This is a genomic window from Streptomyces sp. SS1-1 (genome assembly GCF_008973465.1).
Taxonomy (GTDB): domain Bacteria; phylum Actinomycetota; class Actinomycetes; order Streptomycetales; family Streptomycetaceae; genus Streptomyces.
Window position 1 is genome coordinate 1,004,453 of the sequence record NZ_WBXN01000004.1, and the last position, 14,496, is coordinate 1,018,948.

General features: G+C 72.1%; 17 protein-coding genes and 1 pseudogene. 10 read left to right on the forward strand and 8 right to left on the reverse strand.

All coding sequences use genetic code 11. From position 1 onward, the window contains the following. Positions 1 to 123: 123 nt before the first annotated feature. The 3 genes from F8R89_RS05650 to F8R89_RS05660 all read left to right on the forward strand — a co-directional run bounded on the left by F8R89_RS05650 (position 124) and on the right by F8R89_RS05660 (position 1,906). Positions 124 to 594: a winged helix-turn-helix transcriptional regulator gene (locus F8R89_RS05650; RefSeq protein WP_151782934.1), complete on the forward strand. Its 471-nt coding sequence runs from the start codon at positions 124 to 126 to the stop codon at positions 592 to 594. A 142-nt stretch (positions 595 to 736) separates the two neighbouring features. Then, the gene (locus F8R89_RS05655) at positions 737 to 1,612 is read left to right on the forward strand and encodes an undecaprenyl-diphosphate phosphatase (RefSeq protein WP_151782935.1); all 876 of its coding nucleotides are present in this window, start codon (positions 737 to 739) and stop codon (positions 1,610 to 1,612) included. A 114-nt stretch (positions 1,613 to 1,726) separates the two neighbouring features. Further along, positions 1,727 to 1,906: a hypothetical protein gene (locus F8R89_RS05660; protein ID WP_151782936.1), complete on the forward strand. Its 180-nt coding sequence runs from the start codon at positions 1,727 to 1,729 to the stop codon at positions 1,904 to 1,906. Between the two features lie 13 nt (positions 1,907 to 1,919). Here the strand turns inward: F8R89_RS05660 and F8R89_RS05665 are convergent, their stop codons facing one another. Continuing rightward, positions 1,920 to 2,432 (reverse strand): hypothetical protein, encoded by a 513-nt coding sequence (locus F8R89_RS05665; protein ID WP_225994335.1) that lies wholly within the window; start codon positions 2,430 to 2,432, stop codon positions 1,920 to 1,922. Positions 2,433 to 2,528: 96 nt separating this feature from the next. After that, positions 2,529 to 2,918, reverse strand: coding sequence for a winged helix-turn-helix transcriptional regulator (locus F8R89_RS05670; RefSeq protein ID WP_151782938.1), 390 nt, complete (start codon positions 2,916 to 2,918; stop codon positions 2,529 to 2,531). Between the two features lie 113 nt (positions 2,919 to 3,031). Here F8R89_RS05670 and F8R89_RS05675 point away from each other — a divergent pair, with 113 nt between their 5' ends. The 3 genes from F8R89_RS05675 to lnt all read left to right on the forward strand — a co-directional run bounded on the left by F8R89_RS05675 (position 3,032) and on the right by lnt (position 5,878). Continuing rightward, a complete protein-coding gene (locus F8R89_RS05675; RefSeq protein WP_151782939.1) occupies positions 3,032 to 3,688 on the forward strand; it encodes an NADPH-dependent F420 reductase in 657 nt (218 codons plus the stop codon). A gap of 63 nt (positions 3,689 to 3,751) precedes the next feature. Continuing rightward, on the forward strand, positions 3,752 to 4,234 hold the full coding sequence (locus tag F8R89_RS05680) for a nuclear transport factor 2 family protein (RefSeq protein WP_151782940.1): 483 nt from the start codon (positions 3,752 to 3,754) through the stop codon (positions 4,232 to 4,234). Between the two features lie 72 nt (positions 4,235 to 4,306). Next, positions 4,307 to 5,878 carry an apolipoprotein N-acyltransferase gene (gene lnt, locus F8R89_RS05685; protein ID WP_151782941.1) on the forward strand — a complete coding sequence of 524 codons (1,572 nt, stop codon included), beginning with the start codon at positions 4,307 to 4,309 and terminating at the stop codon, positions 5,876 to 5,878. Here lnt and F8R89_RS05690 read toward each other — a convergent pair. Continuing rightward, positions 5,802 to 6,707, reverse strand: coding sequence for a Gfo/Idh/MocA family protein (locus tag F8R89_RS05690; RefSeq protein ID WP_151782942.1), 906 nt, complete (start codon positions 6,705 to 6,707; stop codon positions 5,802 to 5,804). The two genes, lnt and F8R89_RS05690, sit on opposite strands and share 77 nt — an antisense overlap. Continuing rightward, on the reverse strand, positions 6,679 to 7,905 hold the full coding sequence (locus F8R89_RS05695) for an FAD-dependent monooxygenase (RefSeq protein WP_151782943.1): 1,227 nt from the start codon (positions 7,903 to 7,905) through the stop codon (positions 6,679 to 6,681). The genes F8R89_RS05690 and F8R89_RS05695 overlap by 29 nt, the downstream gene beginning before the upstream one ends. A gap of 94 nt (positions 7,906 to 7,999) precedes the next feature. Between F8R89_RS05695 and F8R89_RS05700 the strand changes: the two genes are divergently transcribed. From F8R89_RS05700 to F8R89_RS05715, 4 genes are all read left to right on the forward strand, one after another. Further along, entirely contained in the window at positions 8,000 to 8,590 is a 591-nt protein-coding gene (locus tag F8R89_RS05700; protein ID WP_151782944.1) for a TetR/AcrR family transcriptional regulator, read from the forward strand. 53 nt (positions 8,591 to 8,643) lie between these two features. Then, positions 8,644 to 9,156: a DinB family protein gene (locus F8R89_RS05705; RefSeq protein ID WP_151782945.1), complete on the forward strand. Its 513-nt coding sequence runs from the start codon at positions 8,644 to 8,646 to the stop codon at positions 9,154 to 9,156. A 112-nt stretch (positions 9,157 to 9,268) separates the two neighbouring features. Next, positions 9,269 to 9,751: a hypothetical protein gene (locus F8R89_RS05710; RefSeq protein ID WP_151782946.1), complete on the forward strand. Its 483-nt coding sequence runs from the start codon at positions 9,269 to 9,271 to the stop codon at positions 9,749 to 9,751. Between the two features lie 125 nt (positions 9,752 to 9,876). Beyond that, positions 9,877 to 10,359, forward strand: coding sequence for a hypothetical protein (locus F8R89_RS05715; RefSeq protein ID WP_151782947.1), 483 nt, complete (start codon positions 9,877 to 9,879; stop codon positions 10,357 to 10,359). 17 nt (positions 10,360 to 10,376) lie between these two features. Here the strand turns inward: F8R89_RS05715 and ung are convergent, their stop codons facing one another. From ung to F8R89_RS05735, 4 genes and pseudogenes are all read right to left on the reverse strand, one after another. Further along, positions 10,377 to 11,060, reverse strand: coding sequence for a uracil-DNA glycosylase (gene ung, locus F8R89_RS05720; protein ID WP_151782948.1), 684 nt, complete (start codon positions 11,058 to 11,060; stop codon positions 10,377 to 10,379). 142 nt (positions 11,061 to 11,202) lie between these two features. Beyond that, positions 11,203 to 12,783, reverse strand: a complete 1,581-nt coding sequence (locus F8R89_RS05725; RefSeq protein WP_151782949.1) for an ABC transporter substrate-binding protein — start codon at positions 12,781 to 12,783, stop codon at positions 11,203 to 11,205. A 213-nt stretch (positions 12,784 to 12,996) separates the two neighbouring features. Further along, positions 12,997 to 13,758 (reverse strand): SDR family oxidoreductase, encoded by a 762-nt coding sequence (locus F8R89_RS05730; protein ID WP_151782950.1) that lies wholly within the window; start codon positions 13,756 to 13,758, stop codon positions 12,997 to 12,999. Between the two features lie 18 nt (positions 13,759 to 13,776). Continuing rightward, positions 13,777 to 14,451: pseudogene (locus tag F8R89_RS05735) on the reverse strand (SDR family oxidoreductase); the annotation flags it as partial. Positions 14,452 to 14,496 lie beyond the last annotated feature (45 nt).

Genomic DNA, 14,496 nt, shown 5'->3' on the forward strand with positions numbered 1-14,496 from the left:
ATTCAAACCCACGGGCGCCGCGCCCCTCTGAGCCGTCTTAGCCGTCTGAGCCGTCTGAGCCATCTGAGCCATCTGAGCCGCAAGGTTGGAAAACCGGACGCTCGACTCCCTAGACTGACCGGCATGGCCGCCACCAAGGACCCCCGCCCCTGCTCGATCGCCGACACGCTGGCCCTCGTCGGCGAGAAGTACTCCCTGCTCGTCCTGCGCGAGGTCTGCCTCGGCAACGGCCGCTTCGACCAGCTCGTCCGCAACATCGGCGCCCCGCGCGACGTCCTCTCCACCCGGCTGCGCCGCCTCGTCGACGCCGGGATCCTCACCAAGCGCGCGTACAGCGAGCGGCCGCAGCGGTTCCAGTACCGGCCCACGCAGGCCGGCCTCGAGCTGGAGCCGGTCCTGATGACGCTCATGGCCTGGGGTGACCGGCATCTGCGCCAGGACGACGACCGCCCCATGGTGATCGAGCACAGCTGCGGCAACGAACTGCTTCCGGTCGTCACCTGCCAGGCATGCGGTGAGACGGTCCGGCACGAGGACCTCACCGCGCACCCCCAGGCAGCGGGCTGGTCGGTGTCGGGCCCGACCGCCGCCTGACGGCCCCCAGCACGCCGAGCCCCTGTGGCAGGGGGTTCACCCGAGGGCGCTACGCTGCCCCTCGACAGCCGCGATCACCGCGCCGACGACGCGGGTCCCCGCGCATCCCCTGCCACGATCAGCACTTGGACGCCGTAACGTCATGTCTTGGTTTGAATCCCTCATCCTCGGACTCGTCCAGGGGCTGACCGAATTCCTCCCCGTGTCCTCCAGCGCCCATCTACGGCTGACCGCGGCGTTCTCGGGCTGGGAGGACCCCGGCGCGGCCTTCACCGCGATCACCCAGATCGGCACCGAGGCGGCGGTCCTGATCTACTTCCGCAAGGACATCGGGCGGATCATCCTGGCGTGGGTGAAGTCGCTGACGAACAAGGAGATGCGGCGCGACCACGACGCCCAGATGGGCTGGCTGGTCATCGTCGGCTCGATCCCGATCGGTGTCCTCGGCCTGACGCTCAAGGACCAGATCGAGGGCCCGTTCCGTGATCTGCGGGTCACGGCGACCATGCTGATCGTGGTCGGCATCGTCATCGGCATCGCCGACCGGCTGGCGGCCCGCGACGAGTCCGGCGGCCGGCACCGCGCCGCCAAGCAGCGCAAGTCGCTGGAGGACCTGAACGTCAAGGACGGTCTCGTCTACGGCTTCTGCCAGGCCATGGCGCTCATCCCCGGCGTGTCCCGCTCGGGCGCCACCATCAGCGGCGGCCTGTTCATGGGCTACCAGCGGGAGTCGGCGGCCCGCTACTCGTTCCTGCTCGCGATCCCCGCCGTCCTCGCCTCGGGCCTCTTCGAGCTCAAGGACGCGCTGGAGAGCGATCATGTCGCCTGGGGCCCGACGCTCTTCGCCACGGTGATCGCCTTCGCCTCCGGATACGCGGTCATCGCATGGTTCATGAAGTTCATCTCGACCAAGAGCTTCATGCCCTTCGTCTACTACCGGGTGGCGCTCGGCCTCGTCATCATCGCCCTGGTCGCGGCCGGCGTCCTCAGCCCGCACGCGGCGGAGTCGTCGGGCTGAGCCGTCCGACTCGGCGGTGAGCAAACGTTTTTGGTCGTATTCGTGACCAAAGCCATACGTGGCGTGTAGCCGTCCGGTAGCGCACGGTCAGTGCCAACCCCTAGGCTTGACACCATGTCCCCCAGTCCCTTACAGCCTGGTTCCGTGCGCTCCGCCGCCGAGGTGAACGAGGCGATCCGTGCCCTGTGGATGCGCGCGGGCGGCTCGCTCTCGGCCCAGGAGCGCGAGGAGTACGAGCTGCTGGTGGTCGAGTGGGCGGCCGCCATCCGCGCCGAGGTCGTCAAGGCCGCTTGAAGGGGCGAGAAGCTCAGGACTGATGGACCGTCATAGCGTGCTTCAGCGGCCGTCGTGTCCACAGGGCCAGGTCACTGCTCGTCGCCACGGCCAGCGTCAGCCCGGAGGGCGAGAAGCCGGCCGCCCGCAGCTCGGTGCGGGCGGTGTCGTGGATCCACCGCTCGCCCTCCCGCCCGGCCCGCGACAGCAGCACACCCTCGCCGGACCGCACCGGACCCGCCACCTCCAGACTCCAGCCGTCCTCGGTCGTGGTGCGCAGCCCGCCGCCGAACAACCCGGCGACACGCACCCGGCTCCCGGCGATCGGGCCCAGTCCGGGGCAGGAGAGGCCGGACGCCTCGTCCGGCAGGGCGTCCTCGGGGTCCGGGTCGTCGTCCTGGGCGAGCCTCTCACCCGTCACGGCGTCGAACAGGCCGTGCGCACTGTGGGAGACGGCCAGCACCAGATCGTGACCGCTGTCGGGGTGCGTCGCGAAACCGATCCCGACGAGCCCGCCGACGGGCACGGCGTACGCGGGGGCGCACACACCTCGCCAGGGGTCGGGGGAGGCGCCACGGGGGCCACATGCGTCACGGCCCCCATGATCCACCCCCGGATCGGCCCTCTCAACGGAATTGACGGTTCACCGCCCCTCCCAGGCCCCCTCTCCGACCCCCCGCTCCCGGGCCTCCAGCAGTTCCTCCCCGTGTTCCAGGGCCCAGCGGCCCAGTGCTGCCATCGGGCCCTCGACCAGGCTGCGGCCCAGGGCGGTCAGGGCGTACTCGACGCGGGGCGGCACTTCCGGGTGGGCGTGGCGTTCGATCAGGCCGGTGGCGAGCAGGCGGTGCAGGGCCTCGGTGAGCGCCTTGTCGCTGATGCCGCCGATCGCCGTGCGCAGCGCGTGACGCCGGCGCCGTCCCTCGCCGAGCGCCGCCAGGACCACCGGGTCCCAGGTGTGGGTGAACAGGTCCGTGGCCGCGCGCACCCGGCAGTCGGCGACGAACTCCTGGCAGTGGGCGTCTTGTTCCGTCATGGCGAGGCCATCATCCCCCGCGCTCACGCACCGATCGGTGTGCGTGGGCTCGCCTAGCGTCCGTCGGCGGCGAGAAGGCCGCAAGGCCGCTGACCGACGAGAGAGGCGAGTTCATGCGTATCGGGATTCTGGGAACGGGGACCCTCGCGACGGCCCTGGCCACGGGCTGGACACGGGCAGGGCACGGGGTGGCGCTGGCCGGGCGGTCGCGGGCGAAGGCCGAGCGCATCAGCCGGCGACTGGGCGGCGCGGCCGAGGCCGTCGCGCCGCGCGAAGCGGTCGACGGGCGGGACGCGGTGCTGCTCGCCGTGACGTGGGACGGGGTGGAGGACATGCTGCGGCTGGCGGGCGCCCCGGACGGCACGCTCGACGGGACGCCGCTCATCGACCCCACGAACGCCGTGGCCCACGGTGTCGGCACGCTCCTCGTCGGCCCCGGCGACTCGGCGGCGGAGCGGATCGCGCGTCTCGCGCCGGGCGCCCGGGTCGTGAAGGCGTTCCACCTCTTCCCCGCCGACCGGTGGACCCCCTCGCCCGGCACCACCGGGTCCCCGGTGACGGTGGCGATGTGCGGGGACGACCCGGCGGCCCTGAAGGTGGTCGGCGACCTCGTGCGGGACGTGGGCGGGACCCCGGCGACGCTGGGAACGCTGGACCGGGTCCGTCAGTTGGAGGAGGTGGCGGGGTTCGTCATCGCTCTGGCCTTCGCCGGTGTCGACCCCAACTCGGCGGTGCCCGTGGTCGCCTCCCCCGCCCTCCCCGAGGCGTAGTACGCACCGGATATCCGCGTCCGCCCTCTTGGCGCATCGCGTCCCATGCCCAACACTGAGCCGATGACGCAGCGTGGGGAGATCGCCACCCTCAGGGACCGGCTGGCCGTCGACGAGCTGGTCACCGCGTACGCGGTGGCCGTGGACGACGGCGACTGGGAGGCGTACCGCGGACTGTTCGCCCCGGCCGGCCGCGCCGACTACCGCTCGGCCGGGGGTGTCGAGGGGGACGCCGGGACGGTCGCCGGGTGGTTGGCCGAGAGCATGGGGGCCTTCTCGGTACGGCAGCATCTGATCGTCAACCGCCGGGTGCGCTTCGACGTCCTCGAGCAGGACGTCGGGGACACCGCTCGGGTGGGCGCGGACTATGTGAACCCGATGCGGCTGGCCGGGGGCGAGGAAGCCGGGCCGCCGGACTTCGTCAGCGGCGGCCGGTACGCCTTCGCACTGGTGCGCACCGACGACGGCTGGCGTCTGCGCGAAGTGGTCGTCGAGGAGAAGTGGCGCCGCCCGCCCGGCCGGACCGCGCCGGCCGGGACCGCCTGACCGGCGGCGGCCGGCTGTCCGGCCGCCGGTCCTGTGCGCACACTGGAGGGACCACGGGGTAGGAGGCGCTGCATGAAGACGATCAGTCGCTGGCTCGCCTCACCGTGGCGGCGCTCGGCCATCGCCGCCCTCCTCGGCGCCCTGCCCGTGCTCGCCTTTCCCCAGCCCTCGCTCTGGTGGTTCGCGTATGTCGCGCTGATCCCGTGGATCGCGTTGCTGCGCGGTGCGCCGACCGGCCGGCGGGCGGCGCACGACGGCTGGTGGGGCGGGTTCGGCTTCATGCTGGCGATGCACCACTGGCTGCTGCCGAACCTGCACGTCTTCACGTTCGTCATCGCCGCGCTGCTGGGCGCGTTGTGGGCACCGTGGGGCTGGCTGGTGCACCGTCTGCTCGGCACGGGTCAGGCTTCGCCGCGGGCCACGGCGGCGCTCGTGCTGGTGCCGTCGGGCTGGCTGCTGATCGAGCTGGTGCGTTCCTGGCAGGGTCTCGGCGGGCCGTGGGGCGTGCTCGGCGCCAGCCAGTGGGAGGTGCGTCCGGCGCTGCGGCTCGCCTCGGTGGGCGGGGTGTGGCTGATCAGCTATCTGGTGGTCGCGGTCAACGTGGCGCTCTCCGTGCTGCTGACGGAGCGTGCGGCGCGTGTCCCGGCGGTGGCCGGGCTGACCGTGGCGGCCGTGGGCACGTCGGCGGCCTGGATGTGGGCGCCGCGCCCGAACGTCGACCAGCGGGTGCGGATCGCGGTCGTGCAGCCGGGCGTCGTGAAGGGCCCGGACGCGCGGTTCGACCGTGAGGAGCGGCTGACCCGCGAACTCGCGGGGCAGGACGTCGATCTGGTCGTGTGGGGCGAGAGCAGCGTCGGTTTCGACCTGGCGGACCGGCCGGACCTGGCGCGCCGGCTCGCGGCCCTGTCCCGTGAGACCGGCGCGGACGTCCTGGTGAACGTGGACGCGCGGCGCTCCGACCGGCCCGGCATCTACAAGAGCTCGGTCCTGGTCGGCCCCGACGGACCGACCGGTGACCGCTACGACAAGATGCGGCTGGTGCCGTTCGGCGAGTACATCCCGCTGCGCTCCCTGCTGGGCTGGGCGACCTCGGTCGGCAAGGCGGCCGGTGAGGACCGCAGGCAGGGCACCGAGCAGGTGGTGATGGACGCCGGGCACGGGCTGCGCGTCGGCCCGATGGTCTGCTTCGAGTCCGCCTTCGCCGACATGAGCCGCCATCTCGCGGACGACGGCGCCGAGGTGCTGATCGCCCAGTCGGCGACGTCGACGTTCCAGCAGAGCTGGGCGCCCGAGCAGCACGCCTCGCTGGCCGCGCTGCGGGCCGCCGAGACGGGCCGGCCCATGGTGCACGCGACGCTGACCGGGGTGTCCGCCGTGTACGGCCCGGGCGGGGAGCGCGTCGGGTCCTGGCTGGGGACGAGCGAGAGCGCGAGCGCCGTCTACGAGGTGCCGCTGGCCGACGGTGTCACGCCGTACGTCCGGTTCGGCGACTGGCCGCTGCACGCGGCGGTGCTGATCGTCGCCCTGTGGTGTCTGGGCGAGGCGACGCGCGGTCTGCGGCCCCGGTTCAGGCGGCCTGCTCCTGAACCGCCCGTACCACCCGCTCACACAGTTCGTGAGTCGCCAGGGCGTCCCTGGCGCTGAGCACCTTGCCGGCCCGCACGGCGTCGAGGAAGGCCAGCGCGACCTGCTCGATGCCGCGCTGGCGGGCGACCGGCACCCAGTCGCCGCGCCGCCGCACGGTCGGCTGGCCCTTGTGGTCGACGACCTCGGCGAGGTTCAGGACCTGCCGCTTGGTGTCCTGCCCGGAGACCTCCAGGATCTCCTCGGTGGAGCCGCTGAGCCGGTTCATGACGCCGAGCGCGGTGAAGCCGTCACCGGAGAGCTGCAGCACGACGTGGTGGAGCAGCCCGCCCTCGGTGCGGGCGCGCACGGTCACGTCGTCGACCGGTCCGGGCACCAGGAAGCGCAGGGTGTCCACGACGTGGATGAAGTCGTCGAGGATCATCGCGCGCGGTTCCTCGGGGAGCCCGACGCGGTTCTTCTGCATGAGGATCAGCTCGCGCGGGTGGTCGGCGCACTGCGCGTAGCCGGGGGCGTAGCGCCGGTTGAAGCCGACGGCGAGGCTCACGCCGCGTTCCTCGGCGAGTGCCACCAGCCGCTCGGAGTCGGCCAGCCGGTAGGCGAGCGGCTTGTCGACATAGGTCGGCACCCCGGCCTCCAGCAGCCGGGTCACGATCTCCGGGTGCGCCACGGTCGAGGCGTGCACGAACGCGGCGTCGAGCCCGGCGGACAGCAGCGAGTCCAGGTCGGCGTGGCGCCGGTCGTCCGGGAGGTGCAGGCCGTCGGCGACGCGGGTGAGCGTGGCGGGCGTACGGGTCTGGAGGTGCAGCTCGACCCCCGGCTGGACCCCGAGCACCGGCAGGTAGGCCTTCTGCGCGATGTCACCGAGTCCGATGCAGCCGACCTTCACGGGGTGTGCTCCTTGGGTGGTTGCCGTCCGGGGTCTTCGGGGCAGCATACGGCGCCTGTGGTGGCCGCCAGTCGGCGATGCCCTCGAAGCCCTTCAGGAACAGCAGTGGCGCCGCCTTGGACACGGCGGCCAGCGCTGTGTTCCGTACGGCGACCGGGACCCTGCCGGTCATCATGTTGAGCCGCGCGGCCCGGACGGCCTGGCGGGCGATGGCCGTCGTCCGCGGAAGGCGGGCGGCGGTGTAGGCGGCGAGGTCGTCGGCGTGATGGGCGAGGACGACCGCGTCCTCGACGGCCTGGTTGCCGCCCTGCCCCAGGGTCGGCGGCATGGCGTGGGCGGCGTCCCCGACGAGGGCGACCCGGCCGCGGTGGTGGGCGGGCAGGGGCTCGGCGATGTGGTGCACGTCGTGCCGCAGGACGTCGTCGGGCCGGGCCGCGTCGAGGATCGCGGGGACCGGGGCGTGCCAGTCGCCGTAGCGGCGCAGCAGTTCGGCACGCTCGTCGTCGGGGGCGTGCCCGCCGGGCGGGGTGACGGCGGCGGCGTAGGCGTACACGCGTCCGTCCTTCAGCGGATGGGAGCCCCAGATACGGCCCGGGCCCCAGGTCTCGTGGGAGGCGAAGTCGGCGCCGGGCACGAGGATCACGAGCCGCCAGGTGGTGAAGCCGGAGTAGACGGTGCCGGGGTGTCCGGGGAAGAGCACGCCCCGGACGGCGGACCGGATGCCGTCGGCGGCCACGACCAGCTCGGCCTCCAGCTCGCCGTCCGGGGTGCCGACGCGGGCGGGGCGTCCGGCGTCGCCGGGGTCGGTGACCGTGGCGGCGGTCCCCGTGCGTACGGCGGTCGCCGGGAGCCGTGCGGCGAGGCTGGTGACGAGGGTGGCCCGGTGCAGCAGGACGAGGGGGCCGCCGAAGCGCCGGGCCACGGCGTCGGCGTCGGTGCGCGCGAGCCAGCGTCCGGACGGGGTGCGCAGGCCGCCGTCGCCCTGCCAGGCGGCGAGGTCGCGGATCTCGTCTCCGGCGCCGATGACGTCGAGGGCGCGCAGGGCGTTGGGCGCCAGGGAGATGGCGGCGCCGACCGGTTCCAGGCTGGGGGCCCGCTCCAGGACGGTGACGGCCCAGCCCTTCTGGTGCAGTGCGGCGGCCGCTGTCAGACCGCCGATGCCGCCGCCGATCACGACGGCCCGCCTCGTGGGTGCCATGGCTCCTCCAAAGGTGACGTCCCTCTGACTACAGGTGTAGTTGCCCGCTCCTCGACCGTACTACAGACGTAGTGAACCCGGTAGGTTGACCTTCATGTCCGTACGCACCCCGTCCGCCGCCCGCGCCGATCTCGTCGCCGACACCGCCCTCGCGCTGCTGGCCGAGCGGGGCATGCGCGGGCTCACCCATCGGGCGGTCGACGAGGCGGCGGGGCTGCCGCAGGGCTCGACGTCCAACGTGGCCCGCACCCGGCAGGCCCTGCTGGAACTGGCGGTGCGCCGGCTCGCCGAGCGCGAGGCGCGGGTGCTGGCACTGGAGGAGATGCCGGACCCGCGCGACGGCCTCGACGCCCTGGCCGAGGGACTGGCCCTCGCGACCCACCGCTCGCTGACCCGCAACCGCGAGCTGACACTGGCCCGCTACGAACTGGCCCTGGAGGCCACGCGCCGGCCCGAGCTGCGCACGTACTTCGACGCGACCGGCCGCCGCTTCCGCGACCAGCTCGGCGCGCTGCTGACCGCGGCGGGCTCACCGGCCCCCGACCGGCATGTGCTGTCCCTCGTCGCCTGGGCGGACGGACTGATGTTCAGCTGTGTGGCCGGCTCCTTCAGCTCCGAGGTGCCGAGCCTGGACGAGGTCCGGGCGGGACTGCGCGAACTGCTCGCCGGGATGTCCGGCGCCTGACCCCGTCCGGGAAACTCCTGGCCACCGAAGCCGAGTTGGGCGATCATGCTCCGATGACGACCGAACGCCGTGAACCGTCCACCACCGCCGACGAGCGCACCATGCTGGAGGGCTGGCTGGGCTACCACCGGCAGACCCTGGCGTGGAAGTGCGAGGGCCTGACCGAGGAGCAGCTGCGCACCGCCTCCGCCGAGCCGTCCGAGCTGACCCTGATGGGGCTGGTCCGGCACATGACGGAGGTGGAGCGCAGCTGGTTCCGGCGGGTCCTCGCCGCCGAGGACGCGGGCCCGGTCTACTACAGCGACGCCGACCCCGACGGCGAGTTCCACTTCTCCCCCGCCGACTCCTGGAAGGACGCCTACGAGGGCTGGCAGGCGGAGATCGACCGGGCCCGGGAGCACGCGGCGCGCTTCGGCCTGGACGACATCTCGGAGGGCGCCCACGCCCGCACCGGCGAGCGCTACAACCTGCGCTGGATCTACACGCACATGATCGAGGAGTACGCCCGGCACAACGGCCACGCCGACCTGCTGCGCGAGCGGATCGACGGCGCGACCGGCGAGTGACGTCACCCTGAGGAGGCCGGGGCCGCCCGTATGGGGCCGGAGATCACCCGTGCGGAGCAACCTGCGCCTGTCCGCGCTCCGGCCGGCCCCGGCACCCACCAGAGTGGAGCGAGTGCATCGATCGACGACCACCGCGACCCTTCTGGTCACCGCGGCCGTCTCGGCCCTCACGGGCTGTACGACGGTCCAGGCCCCGGCGGCCCCCGCACCCCGGGCGACACCCGCGCGGCCCGCCCCGCTCCACCCGACCGGGCACACCCGGCCCGAGGTCGTCCAGGCGCCGGCCTCCGAGGCGCTGGCGCTCATCGGCCCCTCCCGTCGCCCGGATCCGGCGAGGTCCGCCGCGCCGCCGGCACCGTCGCACACCTCCCGGCCGGCCCCGGCGGCCCCCCGCCCGCAGCCGCAGCGGCGGGCCCCGCACCACCCCGGCGCCGACACGCCACGGGAACCGCGCGTCACCGTGCCGGACGTCGCACGGCAGCTCCCCGGCGAGGCCGGAGCGAACGCCGACGTGTGCGCGCTCGGCCGGAAGTACGGCGGCTGGCGGCCGGACAGCCAGGAGGCGCGGATCTGCGACCAGGCGTACGGCCGGTGAGCCGGACCGGCGACGGCACCCGCCGGCCGCCCGGACGGACCCGGCACGGGGCCGCCTGACCGGGATCGCCGGCACGGGCGGCTAGCGTCGGCGGGGACCCAGCCGACGAGGGCCCGGAGGACGCGGTGACGGAGCGACAGGAGCGCACGGCATCCGATGCCGTGCTGACACGGATCGGGCAGGTCGTCCTGCTGCACCACGCCGGTGACCGCGAGGAGGCCCGGCGCCGCCTGCTCGACCTGTGGACCGAGCTGGGCGCGGACGGCGACCCGCTGCACCGCTGCACCCTGGCCCACTACCTGGCCGACACCCACGACGACCCCGTCGACGAACTGGCGTGGGACCTGCGGGCGTTGACCGAGGCGGAGAGCGCCGGGGACGCGGGCTCCCCCGGGTCCTGTGGAAGCGCCCCCGCGCTGAAGGCCCTGTACCCCTCGCTGCATCTGAACCTGGCGGCCGACTACGTCAAGCTCGACCGCGCCGAGGCGGCACGGGCCCATCTGCGCCGGGCGCGGGGCGCGGCGGGAGCGCTGGGGGACGACAGCTACGGGGACGGGGTGCGGGCGGAGATCCGCCGGCTGGAGCGGCGCCTGGGCGGCACCCCGTAGCCGGCGGCCGCGGCGGATCAGCCCAGGTCCGGGATGCGCCAGTCGATCGCCTCGTGACCCTGCAGGGCCACGGCCTCGTTGATCTGGGTGAAGGGACGGGAGCCGAAGAACTTCCGCGCCGACAGCGGCGAGGGGTGGGCGCCCTTGACGACCACGTGCCGTGTCTCGTCGATGAGGGGGAGCTTCTTCTGCGCGTAGTTCCCCCACAGGACGAATACCGCGGGGTCGGGGCGGCTCGCCACGGCCCGGATCACGGCGTCGGTGAACTTCTCCCAGCCCTTGCCCTTGTGCGAGTTGGCCTCGCCGGCGCGGACCGTGAGCACGGCGTTGAGCAGCAGGACGCCCTGCTGGGCCCAGGGCATCAGATAGCCGTTGTCGGGGATGGGGAGGCCGAGCTCCTCCTGCATCTCCTTGTAGATGTTGCGCAGGGACGGCGGGGTCTTCACCCCGGGGCGGACCGAGAAGCACAGCCCGTGGCCCTGGCCCTCGCCGTGGTACGGGTCCTGGCCGAGGACGAGCACCTTGACCTTGTCGTACGGCGTCGCGTCGAGGGCGGCGAAGACCTCCTCGCGCGGCGGGTAGACGGGACCCTTCGCCCGCTCCTCCTCGACGAACTCCGTCAGCTCCTTGAAGTAGGGCTGCTGCAGTTCGTCACCCAGAACCCCGCGCCAGGACTCGGGCAGCATGGCGATGTCGGTCACGTCAACTTCCTTACGGTGTGCGGTGGACGGTGTGCGGTCCACGCGGCCGGTGGCCGCTGTCGGTTCTCCGAACCTACAGGCGCCCACTGACAATCGCCTCGCGGACCGGACGTCCCGGCCGGTGCTCCGGTGAAGGGCGTGACTACCAGCTCGTCTTGCGGTACAGCTCGCCCATCATCATGATCGTCGACGGGTCGAGGGCCCGCTCGGAACCGGAGATCTCGGTGCTGGAGGCCACGTACTGGCGGCCCTGCCACAGCGGCAGCAGCCGCGCGTCGTCGACGAGGATGCTCTGGGCCTCCTCGAAGTCCTTGACGACGTTGGCCCGGTCGCTCTGGGCGCGGGAGCTGGGCAGCAGCGTCTCGGTGATCTTCGGCGTCACATAGGGCGTGCCGAGGGCGTTCTGGTCGCCGACGAAGGGCGCGATGAAGTTGTCGGCGTCGGGGAAGTCGGGGAACCAGCCGCGCCCGAACACCGGGTACTCACCCTTCTGGTAGCCGGAGACGTACGTCTTCCACGGGCGGCTCTTGAGCGTGATCCTGAACAGCCCGGACTTCTCCAGCTGGCGCTTCAGCTCCGTGAACTCGGCCTTGGTGGCGGAGCCGTAGCGGTCGCTGGTGTACCAGAGGGTGAGCGCCACGGGGGTCGTGATGCCCTCCTCGGTGAGGATCTTGCGGGCCTTGGCCTTGCTGGGGTCGCCGAAGTCGTCGAAGAAGCCGGTGGTGTGGCCGGTCAGGCCCTTGGGGACCATCGAGTACAGCGGCTCGACGGTGTCCTTGTAGACCTTGTGGGCGATGGCCGGGCGGTCGACGAGCTGGGCTATGGCCTTGCGGACGGCGGTCTTGCCGGCCGTGGGGTCCTTCGGGTTGAACACCAGGTAGTTGATCTCGGTGCCGAAGCCCTCGGTGATCTGGAGCTCGTCCTTGTCGTCGGCCTGGAGGTCGACGATGTCGTCGGCTTCGAGACCGCGGAAGGCGACGTCGAGCTCCTTGTCGCGCAGCGCGCCGACCATGGTGGGCGAGTCCTGGAAGTAGCGGATGGTGACCGCGTCGTTCTTCCGCTCGGCGTACCCGTTGTAGGTGTCGTTCTTGACGAGTTCGGCCTGCTTGCCCTCGTCGTACGACTGGAGGTTGTAGGGGCCCGACCCGACGATCGAGCGCTCCTCGCGCAGCTTGCCGGCCGGGTACTCCTCGGGGTCCACGATCGACATGGCGGGGGTGGCGAGCACGAACGGGAAGGTCGCGTCGGCCTTGTTGAGGTGGAAGACGACCTCGCGGTCGTTGAGCACCTGGACGCGGTCGAGGCTGCCGAGCAGACCGGCCGGGCCGCCGTTGACGTTGATCTTCCGGATGCGGTCGATCGAGTACTTCACGGCCTCCGCGTCGAGCTTGTGCCCGTCGGAGAACTTCAGGCCCTCGCGCAGTTCGCACTGGAACTTCTTGTTGGAGCCGTCCGTGAAACGGCACTCCTCCGCCGCGTCCGGTTCGGGCGCGCTCGCCCCGGAGGGGTAACTGAGCAGCGTCTGGTAGATGTTGCGGAACAACTCCCAGGAACTGTCCCAGGCCGCAGCGGGATCGAGGGTGCTGGGGGCGGCCGTCGTCCCCACGATGATCGGGCCCTGCTCCTCCGAGGAGTCGGACGAGAGAACCCCGCATCCAGCCACCAGGGACGTTATGGACGCGATGGCCGCCACCTGCCGCAGGCGTCGGATCCGCTTGAACACGCGCACGCTCCTCGATCTGCCATACCAAGGGTCGGCAAAACATACCGCAGGCTCACGGCCTGTGAACCTCTCGTCTTGGGAGCACTTTCGCGCATCTGGTTTGACTACGTTGTCAGGGAGTCACCGATCGTGCGATACGCCGAAAAGGGCGCCCCTGTCGTACAGCGGCGCCCTTGTCGTACCGGCGGATGACCGTGCCGGAGCGGTGTGGGATCAGCCCACGCCGGCGTTGAGGAAGATGCCGCCGTCGACGACGAGCGTCTGCCCGGTGACCCAGTCGGACTGTTCGGAGGTGAGGAACGCGGCGGCGCCGCCGATGTCCGACGGCACACCGAGGCGGGCCAGCGGGTAGGCCGCGGCGGCCTCCTCCTCGCGGCCCTCGTACAGGGCCTGGGCGAACTTCGTCTTCACCACGGCCGGCGCGATGGCGTTGACCCGCACCCGAGGCGCGAACTCGTGCGCGAGCTGCTGGGTGAGGTTGATCAGCGCGGCCTTGCTGACGCCGTAGGCGGCGATGAACGGCGAGGGCGCGATGCCGGCGACGGAGGCGATGTTGACGATCGCGCCGCCGTTCTCCTTCTGCCAGGCATGCCAGGTCTTCTGCGCGAAGCCGAGCGCCGAGATCACGTTGGTCTCGAACACCTTGCGCGCGACCCCGAGGTCGAGGTCGGCGATCGGCCCGAACACCGGGTTCGTACCGGCGTTGTTGACGAGGAAGTCGATCCGGCCGAAGGCCTCCATGGCGCGCTCGACGGCGACGGCCTGGTGGGCCTCATCATGTGCCTTGCCGGCCACGTACACGGCCCGGTCGGCGCCGAGTTGCTCGACGGCCTCCTTGAGGGCGTCCTCGTTGCGGCCGGTGATGACGACGCGGTCGCCGCGGGCGACGAGCGCCTCCGCGACGCCGTAGCCGATGCCTCGGCTGGCGCCCGTGATGAGGGCGACCTTGCCGGAGAGTGCGGGCAGTTCAGTCATGTCGGTGTCTCCCCGGTCCTAGTCGAGCGGTCCGCCGGCCACGTACAGCACCTGGCCGGAGACGAAGCCGGCGGCCTCGCCGGTGAAGAAGGCGATGGCGTTGGCGATGTCCTCGGGCTCACCGACGCGGGCCACCGGGATCTGGGTGGCGGCGGCGGCCTTGAAGTCCTCGAAGCCCATGCCGACCCGGTCGGCGGTGGCCTTGGTCATCTCGGTGGCGATGAAGCCGGGGGCGACCGCGTTGGCGGTGACGCCGAACTTGCCGAGCTCCTTGGCGAGGGTCTTGGTGAAGCCCTGCAGACCGGCCTTGGCGGCGGAGTAGTTGACCTGGCCGCGGTTGCCGAGCGCGGAGGACGACGAGAGGTTGACGATCCGGCCGAAGCCCGCGTCCACCATGTGCTTCTGGCAGGCCTTCGACATCAGGAAGGCGCCGCGCAGGTGCACGTTCATGACGGTGTCCCAGTCGGAGACGCTCATCTTGAACAGCAGGTTGTCCCGGAGCACACCGGCGTTGTTGACGAGGATCGTCGGGGCGCCCAGCTCCTCGGTGATGCGGGCGACCGCCGCCTCGACCTGTGCCTCGTCCGACACGTCGCAGCCGACCGCGAGGGCCTTGCCGCCGGCCGCGGTGATCTTCTCCACGGTGTCCTTGCAGGCGGCCTCGTCGAGGTCGATGACGGCGACCCGCTGCTCAGTGGTGGACATCAGTGACTCTCCTCGGGTGAGCGACCGCTTAGT